The 15,338-nt window shown below is 44.2% G+C and carries 9 protein-coding genes and 3 tRNA genes; 11 read left to right on the forward strand and 1 reads right to left on the reverse strand.

Going from position 1 to position 15,338, the window contains the following annotated elements; all coding sequences use genetic code 11:
• Nucleotides 1-10 precede the first annotated feature (10 nt).
• From MN199_RS11490 to MN199_RS11500, 3 genes are all read left to right on the forward strand, one after another.
• Nucleotides 11-1,075 (forward strand): homocysteine S-methyltransferase family protein, encoded by a 1,065-nt coding sequence (locus tag MN199_RS11490; protein ID WP_335739502.1) that lies wholly within the window; start codon nt 11-13, stop codon nt 1,073-1,075.
• Entirely contained in the window at nt 1,075-3,693 is a 2,619-nt protein-coding gene (gene metH / locus MN199_RS11495; protein ID WP_335739503.1) for a methionine synthase, read from the forward strand. The genes MN199_RS11490 and metH overlap by 1 nt, the downstream gene beginning before the upstream one ends.
• Before the next feature lie 114 nt (nt 3,694-3,807).
• Nucleotides 3,808-4,584, forward strand: coding sequence for a substrate-binding periplasmic protein (locus MN199_RS11500; protein WP_335739504.1), 777 nt, complete (start codon nt 3,808-3,810; stop codon nt 4,582-4,584).
• Nucleotides 4,585-4,591: 7 nt separating this feature from the next.
• Here the strand turns inward: MN199_RS11500 and MN199_RS11505 are convergent, their stop codons facing one another.
• Nucleotides 4,592-8,131, reverse strand: coding sequence for a response regulator (locus MN199_RS11505; RefSeq protein WP_335739505.1), 3,540 nt, complete (start codon nt 8,129-8,131; stop codon nt 4,592-4,594).
• 208 nt (nt 8,132-8,339) lie between these two features.
• On the opposite strand from MN199_RS11505, the gene MN199_RS11510 reads away from it, so the two are divergent.
• The 8 genes from MN199_RS11510 (at nt 8,340) to MN199_RS11545 (ending at nt 15,337) form a co-directional block, all read left to right on the forward strand.
• Nucleotides 8,340-10,406, forward strand: a complete 2,067-nt coding sequence (locus MN199_RS11510; protein ID WP_335739506.1) for a S46 family peptidase — start codon at nt 8,340-8,342, stop codon at nt 10,404-10,406.
• A gap of 116 nt (nt 10,407-10,522) precedes the next feature.
• Nucleotides 10,523-11,245: a DUF2189 domain-containing protein gene (locus MN199_RS11515; RefSeq protein ID WP_243695502.1), complete on the forward strand. Its 723-nt coding sequence runs from the start codon at nt 10,523-10,525 to the stop codon at nt 11,243-11,245.
• Nucleotides 11,246-11,280: 35 nt separating this feature from the next.
• Nucleotides 11,281-11,700, forward strand: a complete 420-nt coding sequence (locus MN199_RS11520) for a regulatory protein RecX (protein ID WP_335739507.1) — start codon at nt 11,281-11,283, stop codon at nt 11,698-11,700.
• Nucleotides 11,701-11,729: 29 nt separating this feature from the next.
• Entirely contained in the window at nt 11,730-14,348 is a 2,619-nt protein-coding gene (gene alaS / locus MN199_RS11525) for an alanine--tRNA ligase (protein WP_418338093.1), read from the forward strand.
• 296 nt (nt 14,349-14,644) lie between these two features.
• The gene (gene csrA / locus MN199_RS11530) at nt 14,645-14,845 is read left to right on the forward strand and encodes a carbon storage regulator CsrA (protein ID WP_132584696.1); all 201 of its coding nucleotides are present in this window, start codon (nt 14,645-14,647) and stop codon (nt 14,843-14,845) included.
• A gap of 165 nt (nt 14,846-15,010) precedes the next feature.
• A tRNA-Ser gene (locus MN199_RS11535) sits at nt 15,011-15,100 on the forward strand.
• Between the two features lie 10 nt (nt 15,101-15,110).
• A tRNA-Arg gene (locus MN199_RS11540) sits at nt 15,111-15,187 on the forward strand.
• 73 nt (nt 15,188-15,260) lie between these two features.
• A tRNA-Arg gene (locus tag MN199_RS11545) sits at nt 15,261-15,337 on the forward strand.
• Nucleotide 15,338 lies beyond the last annotated feature (1 nt).

Consider the following 15,338-nt stretch of genomic DNA (forward strand, 5'->3'; position numbering starts at 1 on the left):
CGAGTATTTTATGACAGCACGATTAACGCCAAATCAATTTCGCCAGTTGCTGGCTGAGCGTATTTTAATTCTCGACGGTGCTATGGGTACGATGATCCAGCAACATTGTTTAGATGAAGCCGCATTTCGTGGTGAAGAATTTGCCAATTGGCCCTGCGATGTTAGGGGTAATAACGATTTATTAGTGCTATCGCAGCCAGAGTTAATTACTGATATTCATCGGCAATACCTATTAGCTGGCGCAGATATTATCGAAACCAATACCTTTAACTCTACCAGCATTGCCATGGCCGATTATCAAATGGAACGGCTAGCGGCGCGTATTAACCACGAAGCTGCCGCATTAGCGCGTAAAGTTTGTGATGAAATTACCGCGCAACAACCAGATAAACCACGCTTTGTTGCCGGCGTGCTAGGGCCAACTAACCGCACCGCGTCTATTTCGCCAAAGGTAAATGATCCGGGGTTTCGTAATATTAGCTTTGACCAATTAGTTGACGCCTACACTGAAGCCACTCATGCCCTAATTGCCGGTGGTGCCGACATTATTATGTTAGAAACCATTTTTGATACCTTAAATGCCAAAGCTGCCGCTTTTGCCGTACTAAAGGTGTTTGATGAACTAGGTTATAAATTACCAGTAATGATTTCTGGCACCATTACTGACGCTTCTGGCCGCACCTTATCAGGGCAAACTACAGAAGCGTTTTATCACTCGCTGGCGCATGTTGAGCCGGTATGTTTTGGCCTTAACTGCGCGCTAGGGCCGGATTTACTTCGGCCTTACGTTGAAACACTTGCAAACATAGCTGAGGCCTATGTATCGGTGCACCCTAATGCGGGTTTGCCTAATGAATTTGGTGAGTACGATCTCGGCACGGTTGAGATGGCGCGCGAAATTGCCGATTGGGCCGAGCAAGGTTTTGTTAACATTGTTGGCGGTTGCTGTGGCACCACGCCCGAACATATTAAGGCACTTTATACTGCAGTAAAGCATTTGGCGCCTAGGCAACCTAAAGCGGTAAGCCATAGTTTTAATTTAGCCGGGCTTGAAGCCTTTTCGGTGGAGTGGTAATGCAGCAGCAAGCACGATTTATTAACATTGGTGAACGCACTAACGTTACCGGCTCGGCCAAATTTAAAAAACTGATTTTAGCTGGCAACTTTGAAGCTGCGCTAGATGTTGCACGGCAGCAAGTAGAAAGCGGCGCACAAATTATTGATATTAATATGGACGAGGCAATGCTAGACAGCAAAGCCGCGATGGTGCGCTATTTGCAATTGCTGGCATCAGAGCCCGATATTTCTCGCGTACCTATTATGGTCGACTCGTCAAAGTGGGAAGTAATAGAAGCTGCGCTAAAATGCATTCAGGGCAAAGCCGTTGTTAACTCTATTTCGCTAAAAGAAGGTGAAGCGTTATTTCTATATCAAGCCCGCTTGCTACGACGTTATGGCGCTGCGGTTGTTGTTATGGCTTTTGACGAAAAGGGCCAAGCTGATACTAAAGCACGTAAAGTTGCAATTTGTCAGCGTGCGTATCGCATTCTTACTGAACAAATAGGTTTTCCGCCGCAAGATATTATTTTTGACCCGAATATTTTTGCCGTAGCAACGGGTATTGAAGAGCACAATAATTATGCTGTTGATTTTATTGAGGCAACTCGTGAAATTAAACGCTTATGCCCGCACGCCAAGATATCAGGTGGAGTGTCTAACGTATCGTTTTCATTTCGTGGTAATGATGCGGTACGCGAAGCTATTCATTCGGTGTTTTTATATCATGCCATTGCTGCTGGCATGGATATGGGCATTGTTAATGCTGGCCAGCTGACGGTATATGATGATATTCCACCACTATTAAAACAGCGGGTTGAAGATGTTATTTTAAACCGCCGCGACGATGCCACCGAACGGTTGCTAGAAATAGCAGCACAGTTTAAAGGTGATGGCAGCGTAGCAGAAAAAACCGATGATGCGTGGCGCAGTTTCCCGGTAAATAAGCGCTTAGAATATGCCTTAGTTAAAGGTATTACCGATTTTATTGAAATAGATACTGAAGACGCGCGACAACAAGCACAAAAGCCTCTGCACGTTATTGAAGGTCCGTTAATGGACGGCATGAACGTGGTTGGCGACCTGTTTGGTGAGGGTAAAATGTTTTTACCGCAGGTGGTAAAGTCAGCCCGAGTCATGAAAAAGGCGGTCGCCTATTTACAGCCTTACATTGAACAGGAAAAAGAAGGCGGTAGGGCGCAAGCTAAAGTGCTGCTGGCGACAGTAAAAGGAGATGTACACGATATCGGTAAGAACATTGTTGGTGTTGTGCTGCAGTGTAATAATTTTGAGGTGATAGATCTGGGCGTTATGGTGCCTTGTGCCGAGTTGCTGCGTGTAGCCAAAGAACAAAACGTCGATATCGTCGGTTTATCTGGGCTAATTACGCCATCGTTAGAAGAAATGGTGCATGTTGCCAAAGAGATGACCCGCTTAGGTTATACCGTGCCGTTATTGATTGGCGGTGCTACCACATCAAAAGCGCATACTGCGGTTAAAGTTGAGCCTAATTATCAGCACGGCGTAGTGTACGTATCTAATGCTTCACGCAGTGTATCTGTGGTGCAGTCGCTTATTGGTAACAACAAAGCTGAGTATTTAAGCCGAATAAAACACGAATATGAAATAGTACGTGAGCAACACGCGCGCAGCCGACCCGGCGAAAAGTTGTTAACGTTGGCTGAAGCCAGAGCTAACCGGTTTCAGCTAGATTTAACCAAGGTTGCACCTGCACCAAAGCAACTGGGTGTTCAGCTATGGCAAGATATTAATTTAAACCTGTTACGTGACTATATTGACTGGACACCATTTTTTATCACCTGGCAATTATCGGGCAAGTACCCAAGCATATTAAATCATGCTGAAGTTGGTATGGAAGCACGGCGGGTTTTTAATGATGCTAACGCTATTTTAGATAGTATGATTAACGATGGCCATATTAGCGGTAAAGCTATTTTTGGTTTGTTTCCGGCAAATAGTGACGGTGATGATATCGTTATTTATACCGACGAAACCCGAAGCACTGAACGAGCACGGCTTTATAATCTGCGCCAACAACTACAACTGCGCAATAATGCCGCTAATTGCAGCTTAGCCGATTTTATTGCACCGATAGACAGTGGTGTTAACGATTACATTGGCGCCTTTGCGGTAAGCACCGGTTTTGGTGCCGATGAATTAGCCGCAAAGTTTGCCGCCGAACATGATGATTACAATAGTATTATGGTTAAGGCGCTAGCTGATCGATTAGCTGAAGCCTTGGCAGAATATCTACACTTAAAAGTACGACGCGAATATTGGGGCTATGCTGCGGATGAAACGCTAGATAATGAGCAGCTTATTCGCGAATTGTACCAAGGAACTCGCCCAGCACCGGGTTACCCTGCATGCCCTGAACATACAGAAAAAGGCACCTTGTGGCAGTTACTTGATGTTGAGGCGCAAATTGGTATGCAGCTAACCGAAAGCTATGCCATGTGGCCTGGTGCGGCGGTAAGTGGTTGGTACCTTGCTCACCCAGATGCCAAATATTTTGCGGTAAGTAAAATTGGCGATGATCAGCTAACCGAATATGCCGCGAAAAAGGGCTGGACGCTAGAACAAGCTCAAAGCTGGTTAGGGCCAAATTTACGTTAAGCAATAGCTACTATTTAGTGCTTAGTTATTGAAGTTTAGGCAAATAACTTGCAATACTTGTTTGCGGTTTCTCAAAACCGACTACACTAAAGAAAAGTCTATTGAGGTTACTAGATGAGTAAATGGTTAGCATTTGTTCTTATCTTAATAAGTGACAACAGGCTATTTGCTGCGCCGTTGAATGTGTTGGTAGGTCAGAATAAACCGCCATATATTGAGTTGGAAACACAGAGCGGCTATGCGCTAGATTTACTGGCGGAAATAGTACGCCGAATGGGCCATGAAGCGGTGTTTATTTTTGTGCCAAATGCGCGTATCCGCTTGTTATTAGAAAGTGGTAACGGTGATATAGCGTCCTTACAACCAAACGATGATATTGACGCTGAGTTGTTTTTCTCTCAACCGTATGTGCGCTATCAAAATGTGGTAGTTAGCCGCCGCAACGATGATTTTACCATTCAGCATCCTGCCGACTTATCACAGCGCAGTGTTCTTGCATTTCAAGGTGCCGGCAAAACACTGGGCGCAGATTTTTATGATTTAGTTGCGACTAAATCGGGCTATCAAGAAACTGTTGATCAAAAAGCACAAGTTGAAATGCTGTTATATGGGCGGGTGCAAAGCATAGTGCTGGATCGTAACATTTTTACCTATCATCAGAAAAACAGCGCTATGCAAACGCAAACCGTAGTACATGAGTTATTTAGCTCAACCTTATATCGTGCGGCTTTTCGTGATGTCGCTTTGCAAAGAGCTTTTGATAAAGCGCTGCTTAGCGTGATGTTAGACAATTGGTATAAGCAACTACAACTACGTTATTTTACCGAGCTAAACCAACACTTACCGAATCGTTACTGCTGTGCTGAATTATTGGACCTTAGCTATCCTTAAATTAAGCTTAGCTTAGCCATTTCGCTATTATTTCGGCTAGTGCATTTGCTTCTATAGGCTTAAGTAATAGATCATTCATACCGGCTTGTTTAGCGCTAAATTCAGTGGTGTCAGAACCGTGCGCCGTCATTGCTATTACCGGTATGGTACTAAACCTTGCTGTTTGTCGTAGCTGCTTGGTGGTGTCGTAACCATTAATACCCGGCATTTCAATATCCATTAAAATAAGTGAAACCTGATGCTGTTCAAGGTATTTTAATGCCTGCTCGCCTGATGTTGCGGTTAGTACTTGATAGCCCAGTTTTTGTAGAATAATTTGTGCCAGTGCTTGGTTAAAGTAATTGTCTTCTACCAGCAAAATAGTGTGTTTAGCTGCAGTAGCTATGGTTAAAGGTTTTTCTTCTGCTATTACTGCAGTTTGGTCTTCAGTTGCCGGTTCAAATAGTAAGCTAAAGCTAAAAGTACTGCCTTTTAACGGCGTGCTGTTAACCTGCAGCTTGCCGCCCATTAATGAAATAAGTCGCTGACAAATGGTTAGGCCAAGCCCGGTACCGCCGTATTTTCTGCTAATAGAGCTGTCGGCTTGATTAAACGCTGTAAATAGCAGTTGTTGTTGAGTGTCAGTAATACCAATGCCGGTGTCACTAACCGCAAAATCCAGCTGCCAGCCTGCAGCAGAGTGCTTCGCTTTTATGCTTAGCTGGATTTCACCTTGCTCGGTAAATTTAATTGCGTTACTTAATAAATTAATTAATACCTGCGACAACCTAAGCGCATCGCCGATCAGTAGCTGCGGTATATTTTCTGCTACGGCCAAAGTAAACGTCAGTGGCTTTTGTGCCAGTTGAGCGCTAAACATCTCGGTTACCTGTGTTAGCGTATCACGTAAATTAAATGGCACTTCTTCTAGTATTAGTTTGCCCGCATCAATTTTTGAGAAATCGAGTATGTCGTTAATAATGCTTAATAATATTTTTCCTGAAGCGATAATTTTACCTAGGTAGTTTTTCTGAGTGGCTAAGTCGTCACTTTGTTGCGCCAGTTCAGAAAAACCTAATACAGCATTTAATGGTGTACGTAGCTCGTGGCTCATATTTGCCAAAAATTCACCTTTGGCTTGCGTCGCGCTTTCGGCACTTTGTTTTGCGTGTTTATACTGTGTCATGGCGTGTTGTAAATGCGCTGTGCGTTCTTCTACTAATGCCGTTAGTTGCTGTTTTTCTTTTAGTAAATGGTGAATGCGCCATTTGAATAGTAGGTAAAGTAACATTAGCGTAAACAATACATAGATAATGAGTGCCGAGGTACTGAGATACCAGGGTGAGGCGATATGCACATTTAGCTGGCCTGATAGCTGCAAATTACCTTGATGATCGCGACTGCGCACCATAAATTGATATTCACCGCCAGCAAGATTAGTGTAATCGCGGTACAACTCGTTACTCCAACCTGACCAGTTATCATCATGGCCTCGTAGCTTTACTTGAAACTGTGGCTGAAACAGATGGCTGAAATTAGGGCTAGCATATTCAAACCTTAGGCTATTGTTGTCAGCGTTAAGCTGTAATTGCTCTGGTATAGCACCGCCGGAGTATAATGCTGCACCGTCTATAGAGCGTAACTGGCGAAGTAAAGGAGGCTTAGGCGGTAAGTCATGATGTTCATTTAATGAAAAACGAAATACACCTTCCGCACCGCCAAACCAAATTACGTTTTGCTCGTCAATGAGTAGTCGGTCTAGTGGAATATCTTCTAATGGCTTAAGTCCTGACGCCTGCCAACGGTATAAGCCGCTACTATCCGCAAATAACACACCGGCTTGTCGGCGGCCGGTATCGTTGTCCCAGGTTAGTAGCCATAAGTTATTATCTTGATCTGGTTGCGGATAACGCACCCAAGGCTGCGAGCCACGAAAGGCGGCGGCAAGCTGATTATCTAAGCTAAATTTTTGTGCGGTATTATCAAACCGATAAAAACCGGCAACAGTAGCAATAAGTAGCTCGTTGTTATACCAATGTACAGAGTTACGGTTTTTACTAGGTAGACCATTATTTTTACCGAATTTTTTTACTGGTAATGGCACAGCGTTGCCGCCTTGCCAGTCTTGCGGTAAGTTTATTTTTAGTACGCCGTCTGCAAGTGTACCTAGCCAGAGTTCGCCGTCTTCTGTCTCTAGTATGCTGTTTAAATTACCACTAGCACCGGGTACTAAACCTTCATCGACCCAGTTTCCCTGTTCAAAGCGCATGCTTGCTAGGCCATCTTGTAGGCCTATAAATACCCGTTGCGGGTTTAATTTTGATTGGTACAACACTTTACTGGCTTGGTTTGATGCTCGCGCTAAATTAAGTTGTTGCTGGTTTAGTGCATAAACACCATTACTGTTCGCAATCAGCAGCTGTTGCTCAAAGCTAATAAAGTCCCAGGTTTGCTTTGACAATTTGCTAAAGATTTCAAAACGATTTTGTTCATTTTTGCGAAATAAACCAAGGCTAGTGCCAGCGTATAAACTGCCTTGATGATGATGTAGTGCCAGCACATTACCTTGTAAACCGCTAGCGTTATTGTAGTAGGATATGGCTGAGGCTAGGTCAACTCTGCTTAAGCCGTGATCTAATGCCAACCATAAACCTTGTTGGTGATCCTGATATAACGCACGAATATTTTGATCAACCAAGCCAAGCTCGCTGGTGATATGACTTTTTAATTTACCCTCTGGCGTTAAAATGTATAAACCGGCTTCAGAGGTACCAAGGGCAAAGTCACCATTTTTTAAGCGTATACCGGTATAAAGTGATGCGTGCGCTAATGTGTCGTCAATATCGGTATGCCAGCGTTTACTGCCGTTGTTGTCTAGTAAGAATAATTCACCATTACGACTGCCGACCAGCAACGTGTGTTGATTATAAACTTCAAGCATAGATATTGTTATGTTAGCCAAGAGGTCTGCACCTGGTACTGGGCTAAATTCACCATTATGCAATTGCAGTAAGCCCGTGCCTGCTTCGCGTACAATAAGGCGCTGCTGTAGATAAAAAGCTTTGAGAAAGGCACTGTTGCTAGTCCACACCTCAACTTTGTCTGGCGTGATATAGAAGATATAATTTCGACTAACAAAATACACGCCTTCGTCGGTGGTAAAGGTTTGTCGTATATCTTGAAAGTTACGGTAATCTGGCGGGATGCGCTCTAGTAAGGAAATATAATGTGTGCCAGAAACCGGATCTATATCGAGATAACCTAGTTCACCTTTGGCGCCAACATATATTCTGCCGTTATTAGCTAATGCTAAGGATCTTACCACCGCTTTGTTGCTGGTTGGGATCATACGCCAGCTAGCGCCGTCGTATTCTAATATACCCACGTTATTGCCAACGTAAATAACACCACGCTGGTCTTGGATCAATGCCCAGTTTTGCGTGCCGCCGTTATAATCTTTGGGTTTGAAGTTGCTAAGTAGTGGTGTGCCATGCTGTTGTAATGCTAGTGAGTGCCAACTTATTAGCAAAGCAAGTGCAAAGCATAACTTAATAATGTAGGTTCTCATTGATACTATGCTCATCCCTTGCCAATCATCCATCGTGCTATTGGTAATGTTATTATAGGTTGCTTCAATAAATAGCCGGTTGTAGTTTAGTCAGCCGCTAAAGTAATGTCGACATATGTTCACCGCTATAGCACAGTTACCGCAAATTTTGGCGTTTTACCGCAAGCACACTAAAGCCTTATGCAGAATATGATAGCGTCTGCGCGTCATGAGTAACCAATTCTTTGTTATGAAAAATATAGTAAGCCTTGCGCTGCTAAGCCTTTCACTCTATTGCACAGTTGTTAGTGCTGAAGAGGGGTTCTGGCTGCCGCGACAGCTGGAAGCCAACAGCAGCGAGTTAAATGGTTTAAATATCAGCTTGCCGCACAGCTTATCATTGCAGCATTTACAAGCGGTGACGGGGCGGATAGACAATTGCAGCACCGCCTTTGTGTCAAAAACTGGTTTGTTACTCACAAGCTATCACTGTGTAGCGGCTTATTTAAATGCGCCGACGGGTACTAAGTTAATTTCGAGCAATGATGTAGAACAGCCGATCCCCAATCTTCAACTGCATTTATTACAGCAAAGCCAAGATGTAACCGTCGCGATTAACCGCCAGCTCAATACCGAAAGCTCGGTACAAGCACGCAATATTAAATTTCAGCAATTAAAAGTAGAGTTATTAACTAACTGCGCCCAGCAGTCAGCACTGCATTGTGAGTTGGTAAGCTTACACAATGGCTTAGAATATTATTTGCACAAGTATAAGGTACTGACTGATATTCGTTTAGTGTATCACCCCGCGATAACCGCTCCGACTATTAGCGAGCAAAACTGGCCACGCTACGGCGCAGATTACGTGCTGCTGCGTGCCTATGTCGGCAATAAACAGCAAAGCGCCAGCTATTCGCAAGAAAACGTAGCTTATAAATCGGATTTTATCCGGTTGTCGACACAAGGTGTGAAAGAGGACGAGCTGGTGTTGTCACCAAGTTTTTCACTGCATAGTCAGCGCTATGCCAGCGCCGCTGAGGTGCAATTTAACTTTGAAGAGTTACTGCCCGATGCTCTGGTATATTTACAACAGTCTAGCGCGGTAATTGAGCAGTTAGCGCCTGAAGGTAGCGACAGAGCGAAGCAGTACCATGCAATGCAGAGTGAATTCAAACAAAATCTAGTGCAAATACAAGGTTTATTAAAACACTATCAACGCAGTTCGTTATTACCTGTTAAGCAGCAGCGACAGCAAGAGGTGTTTAATTGGATAAGCAGTAGTCCAGTTCGCCAACAACTCTATGCTCCAGTGCTAGAAAAGTTACAGTTATTACTCACTAAACAGCAAGCAGCTGCGCGGCGTGATCTGGTATTAAATTACTTAAAATACGCGCAGCTACCGGCGTTAGCGGTTCAACTATACAAGCAAGCATTGCAGCCGGGGCGACAACAACTAAAGTTATTGCGACAGCAATTAAACAACATAGATAACCAATTCGATGCCAGAGTAGATATGGAGCTAGCGCTACATTTTCTTGGTCAATATGCACAGTTGCCCAAAGCACAACGCCTACCTGCTTTAGATCAGTATTTTGCGTTGAGTGATGGTTTTAACCGCGAAATAGTACGGCATAAACTTTCTGCAATGTATCGCGGCACCAGCTTAACCGATGCAAACCAGCGTGAAGCTTGGTTGGGCCGAAGCGTCGAGCAGTTTCAGCAAAGTAACGACCCGTTGTTAAGTTTTGCCGTAGCTATTCATGATACCGCGATACAGCTTAAAAATGAGCGCGAGCAGTTACAAGTAGAAATGGCGAGCGTTAGAGCCGCAGTGATGGAAATATTACTCGCCTATAATGATGCTAAAGGACAAGCAACCTACGCCGAAACTAATGGTAGTTTACGTTTTAGTGTTGGTAAGGTAAGTGGCTACCAGCCAATGGATGCCGTTTGGTACCAGCCATTTAGTCGGTTAAAGGGTTTGTTAAAAACTCAAGACAATAACAAAAGCGTTGTGGCAACGTCAGATATAGCAGTGCGTGTAGCCGATATACCTGTAAACTTTCTTAGCAACATTGATAGCTGCAGTGGTTATGGTAGCGCACCAACTTTTAATGCTAATGGTGAACTAGTGGGCGTTATGTTTGCTGGCGTGCAAGAGAATCTATTAGCGGATTGGTATTATGATCCTGAACTTAGTCGCTCAGTGCACGTTGACAGCCGATTTATTATTTGGCAACTACAACAAACCGACATCGGCAAAAGAATTCTTAAAGAACTGCATTCTGCGCGTTAATTTAACCGCCAGTAATTGGCGGTTTTCAATTCATTACTCTTAATTTCTACCGATTTACAGTATTATAAGCTGCTGCACTAATATGCTAAATAAATACCAAAGCCTATGGAGATTCTGTGGAAAAGCCGTTTCGAATAAAATTGATTATACGCCGTGCGCCCGCGTTAGCTGCCTTGGGATGGTTAAAGCAAGCCTGGGCTATTTTTATGCTGGCGCCACAAACCTGGGTGTTAATGTTTATTACTTTAGGTGTAATCGGTTTAGTCAGCCAGCTGCATCCCATTGCTGCTGTTATCGGTATTTTGCTTAGCCCATTTTTAACCGCAGGTGTATACAAGTGTGTAGTAGCACTGCAGCAAAAGCAAAGCATTAGCTACACCGATTTATTTACGCCGTTAAAAGACCTTAGCTGTCGCGCTACCTTTATTCGTTTAGCTGGGTTAAATCTGTTGGTATCAATTCCGCTAAGCAGCTTAGCTATGGAATTAGTGAAACAGTATCAGCAACACAGTGTTGATATATCACTGGTCATCATCTTGGCTATAAGTTCGATATTAGCTTGGATGGTTTTTGCCTATGCCGTCGCTATAGCGTATTTTTTAAAAGAACAGCGTTTATTGGCTATTATGCAAGCCAGTTTTGTTGCTTGTTGGCGTAATACTACGCCGTTGGCACTATACGGGCTATTGAGTCTGGTGTTAATTATGCTTACCATGCCAACGTTCTTTATTGGCTTATTATTGGTTGCACCGGTACTAAATATCGCCTTCTTTTTGTCCTTTAATGAGTTTTTTGCTCTGCAAGTTAAAACCACAGATGATGCGGTGCTGGAAGTATAACCTTGGCAGACGTAGGGATTACAGACCTTAAACGCATGGCACTAAATTGGTTAAGCCGTCGCGATTATAGCGAAGCACAACTTAGCCAGCGCTTAGCGCGACAAGGTGGCGAACGCGCTGATATTGCTCAAGTTATTGAGTGGTGTAAAGCCGAAAATTATTTAAGCCAGCAGCGTTTTATCGAAATGCTAGTGCGTAGCAGAGTAAACAAAGGTTATGGCCTGAACTACATTGTGCAAGAGTGCCGTCTGCAAAACATTAGCCGTGAACAAGTACAACAGTGCGCCTTACAGCTTAATGTCGACTGGTTTAATGTGGCACTTAAGCTATATAAAAAAAAGTATGGCCAGACCGAAGTAACAGAATATAAAGATAAGCTAAAACGTATGGCCTATTTGCAGCGCCGTGGTTTTAGCAATGAACAAATTCAATTTGCTATTAATCAAACAGAATAAAGCCCAACGGACAGGATTTTTCCATGACTATGACATCGGCCAGTATTAGACGCGCATTTTTAGATTATTTTGCCAGTAAACAGCACCAAATCGTGCCCAGCAGCTCGCTGATCCCAGGCAACGATGCCACCTTACTCTTTACTAATGCCGGCATGGTGCAGTTTAAAGATGTATTCCTGGGCCAAGACCAGCGTAATTATAATCGTGCCGTGTCAGCTCAGCGCTGTGTGCGCGCAGGCGGTAAACATAACGATTTAGAAAACGTGGGTTATACCGCGCGTCATCATACTTTTTTTGAGATGTTAGGTAACTTTAGCTTTGGTGATTACTTTAAGCAGGAAGCAATTGCCTATGCGTGGGAGTTTCTTACCAGCGTGGTTAAACTGCCTAAAGAGAAACTGTGGGTCACAGTGTATGAAACCGATGACGAGGCTTATAACATTTGGCTAAAAGATGTTGGTGTGCCAGCAGAGCGTATTATCCGTATTGGTGACAACAAAGGCGCGCCCTATGCGTCAGATAATTTCTGGGCGATGGGCGACACTGGGCCTTGTGGCCCTTGTACTGAGATTTTTTATGATCACGGTGCGCATATTTGGGGCGGCCCACCAGGTTCAGCCGAAGAAGACGGTGATCGTTACATCGAAATTTGGAACATCGTGTTTATGCAGTTTAATCGTCATAGCGATGGCCGGATGGAACAACTGCCAAAACCAAGCGTAGACACCGGAATGGGCTTAGAGCGTATTGCGGCAATTTTACAAAATGTGCATAGCAATTACGAAATTGATATTTTTGTTGCACTAATTAACGCTGCCGCAGAAGCAACGGGCGCACAAGATTTAACTGATAAATCATTGCGTGTAGTAGCCGATCATATTCGTAGCTGCTCATTTTTAATTGTCGACGGTGTACAGCCATCTAATGAAGGCCGTGGTTATGTGCTGCGCCGTATTGTGCGCCGTGCAGTACGTCACGGTAATAAACTTGGCGCAAAAGGCGCGTTTTTCTATAAATTAGTTGCGGCCTTAGTTAGTCAAATGGGTGAGGCTTACCCAGAACTTGCAGAAAAACAGGCCGTGATTGAAAAGATACTAAAGCTTGAAGAAGACCAGTTTGGCAAAACCCTAGAACGTGGCCTAGCTATCCTAGAAGAAGCGTTAACGGAGATAGAAGGCACAGAGTTGCCAGGTGAACTGGTGTTTAAGCTCTATGATACCTACGGATTTCCGGTTGATTTAACCAATGATGTAGCGCGCGAGCGTAATTACACTATTGATCAAGCCGGTTTTGATGCGGCTATGGCGCAGCAGCGTAAGCGTGCGCAGCAGGCATCTAACTTTGGTGCCGACTATAACGCTAGTCTTAGCTCAAACCAGCATACCGAGTTTACCGGTTATCAGCATGAGTTTGGTAATGCCGTAGTATTAGAAATTTTGCACGATGGCCAGCCGGTTAACAGCCTTACTGACGCTGAACATGCATTAGTTGTTTTAGATAAAACCCCATTTTATGCTGAGTCAGGCGGTCAAATGGGTGATAGTGGCAAATTAACCTTAGCCAACGGTAGCGTACTTAACGTTACGGATACGATTAAACTTGGTAAAGCGTTTGCCCATAAAGCTAATATCAGCGGCACCATAACCGTTGGCGATAAGGTAAATGCACAAATTGATAGCGCACGCCGCGCGGCAATTAAACAAAACCATTCAGCAACACACTTATTGCATGCTGCTCTTAGAAAAGTATTAGGCGAACATGTCAGCCAAAAAGGCTCTTTAGTTGGCCCAGAGCGATTACGCTTCGACTTCAGTCACTTTGAAGCGGTAAAACCAGAAGAGCTTCGCACTATTGAGCAGCTGGTAAATCAGCAAATACAGCAAAACAATGTGCTGCAAACCCAACTAATGCCAATAGAACAGGCTAAAGCTGCCGGTGCAATGGCACTGTTTGGTGAAAAGTACGATGACGAAGTTCGTGTGCTGACTATGGGCGAATTTTCTATTGAGCTATGCGGTGGTACCCATGTTAGCCGCACTGGTGATATTGGTGTATTTAAAATAGTGTCAGAAGCGGGTATTGCCTCTGGTGTACGCCGGATTGAAGCGGTTAGTGGTACTGGCGCAATACTGCATATTCAGCAACTGGAGCAACAAGCGCAGCAGGTTGCCAGTGCGTTAAAAGGCGATGTGCTAAGTATTGGCGAGCGAGTACAGCAGGCACTTGAACGCAGCAAACAGTTAGAAAAAGAGATTGACCAGCTTAAAAATAAGCTAGCTAGCCAGGCGGGAGCGTCGCTGTTAGAGCAAGCCGAGCAAGTTAGCGGCGCAACAGTGCTGGTAAGCCAACTGCCTGCAATTGAGCCTAAGGCACTGCGTACCATGCTAGATGAGCTGAAAAACAAACTCAGTTCAGGGGTTATTTTTCTCGCGACGGTAAACGACGACAAAATTAGCCTTATTGCTGGCGTTACCGCCGATTTAACTGGCAAAGTACATGCAGGACAGTTAGTCGGGTGGGTGGCAGAACAATTAGGTGGTAAAGGTGGTGGTCGGCCAGATATGGCTCAAGCCGGAGGCTCTGATATTGCTGCTTTGCCCGCAGCAATAGTTGCAGCTAAAAACCTGATCAAAGAAAAACTCAGTTAAACGTGTTATAGCGACAGTAAAGCCTAGTTAACGGCTGTGTTTTATTGATCGCTGTGTCGTTTTACTGCGTAAATACGCAGCGATAGTTGTTTAAGCTGTGAAGTAATGCGACATATTTACCAAAACGAACAGGTAAATTGCGTTACTTTTGCCATTAAACGTTAAAATGCCGGTTAACTGCGTCAATTATTTAAACAGCTGCCTTTTAATCCGTTAAGCAGCTGAGTTATGATACAATGCTATAGTGCGCATGCCGGCGTGAGTAATGCTGGATAAAAGGAATAAGGAGCAAACGAATGCTAATTCTTACTCGTCGTGTTGGTGAGACGCTAATGATCGGTGACGAAGTTACTGTTACTGTATTGGGTGTAAAAGGTAATCAGGTACGCATTGGTGTAAATGCACCTAAAGAAGTATCGGTGCATCGAGAAGAGATATATATGCGCATTCAGGCAGAGAAGGGTTCACCTAACCCAGCGTATGGCGAAGATGATTAAACTTTAGGTTACTTCTGCGTGTTGTTGATGATTTGTACTGTTTCTGTCCGTTTTATGATCTGAATTGATTTAATTGCTTAAAAGGTCGGCAAACGCGCTTTTCGCCCCTAAAAATTGTTTGACTTATTTTCCTGAGACATTAATATACACGCCGCAACATAGAGCGGAGAAATGGCCGAGTGGCTGAAGGCGCACCCCTGCTAAGGGTGTATAGGGGAAACTCTATCGAGGGTTCGAATCCCTCTTTCTCCGCCAGTTTTTAGATGGACGCATAGCTCAGCTGGATAGAGTACTCGGCTACGAACCGAGCGGTCGGAGGTTCGAATCCTCCTGCGTCCACCATCTAAATTGGATAGTACTTACACCGCGCTTTAAAAAGTGTAAATTGTTAGATTGTTTTAAATAGTACCACCCTGGACGCATAGCTCAGCTGGATAGAGTACTCGGCTACGAACCGAGCGGTCGGAGGTTCGAATCCTCCTGCGTCCACCAT

It is taken from the genome of Rheinheimera metallidurans (genome assembly GCF_036983985.1).
Classification (GTDB): Bacteria; Pseudomonadota; Gammaproteobacteria; order Enterobacterales; family Alteromonadaceae; genus Alishewanella; species Alishewanella metallidurans.

Excerpts from the sequence above, each read along its gene's own strand:
- metH (WP_335739503.1), top strand. The coding sequence starts at position 1,075 with ATGCAGCAGCAAGCACGATTTATTAACATTGGTGAACGCACTAACGTT.
- MN199_RS11510 (WP_335739506.1), top strand. The coding sequence starts at position 8,340 with ATGAGTAACCAATTCTTTGTTATGAAAAATATAGTAAGCCTTGCGCTG.
- csrA (WP_132584696.1), top strand. The coding sequence starts at position 14,645 with ATGCTAATTCTTACTCGTCGTGTTGGTGAGACGCTAATGATCGGTGAC.
- MN199_RS11505 (WP_335739505.1), bottom strand. The coding sequence starts at position 8,131 with ATGAGAACCTACATTATTAAGTTATGCTTTGCACTTGCTTTGCTAATA.
- MN199_RS11500 (WP_335739504.1), top strand. The coding sequence starts at position 3,808 with ATGAGTAAATGGTTAGCATTTGTTCTTATCTTAATAAGTGACAACAGG.
- MN199_RS11490 (WP_335739502.1), top strand. The coding sequence starts at position 11 with ATGACAGCACGATTAACGCCAAATCAATTTCGCCAGTTGCTGGCTGAG.
- alaS (WP_418338093.1), top strand. The coding sequence starts at position 11,730 with ATGACATCGGCCAGTATTAGACGCGCATTTTTAGATTATTTTGCCAGT.
- MN199_RS11520 (WP_335739507.1), top strand. The coding sequence starts at position 11,281 with ATGGCACTAAATTGGTTAAGCCGTCGCGATTATAGCGAAGCACAACTT.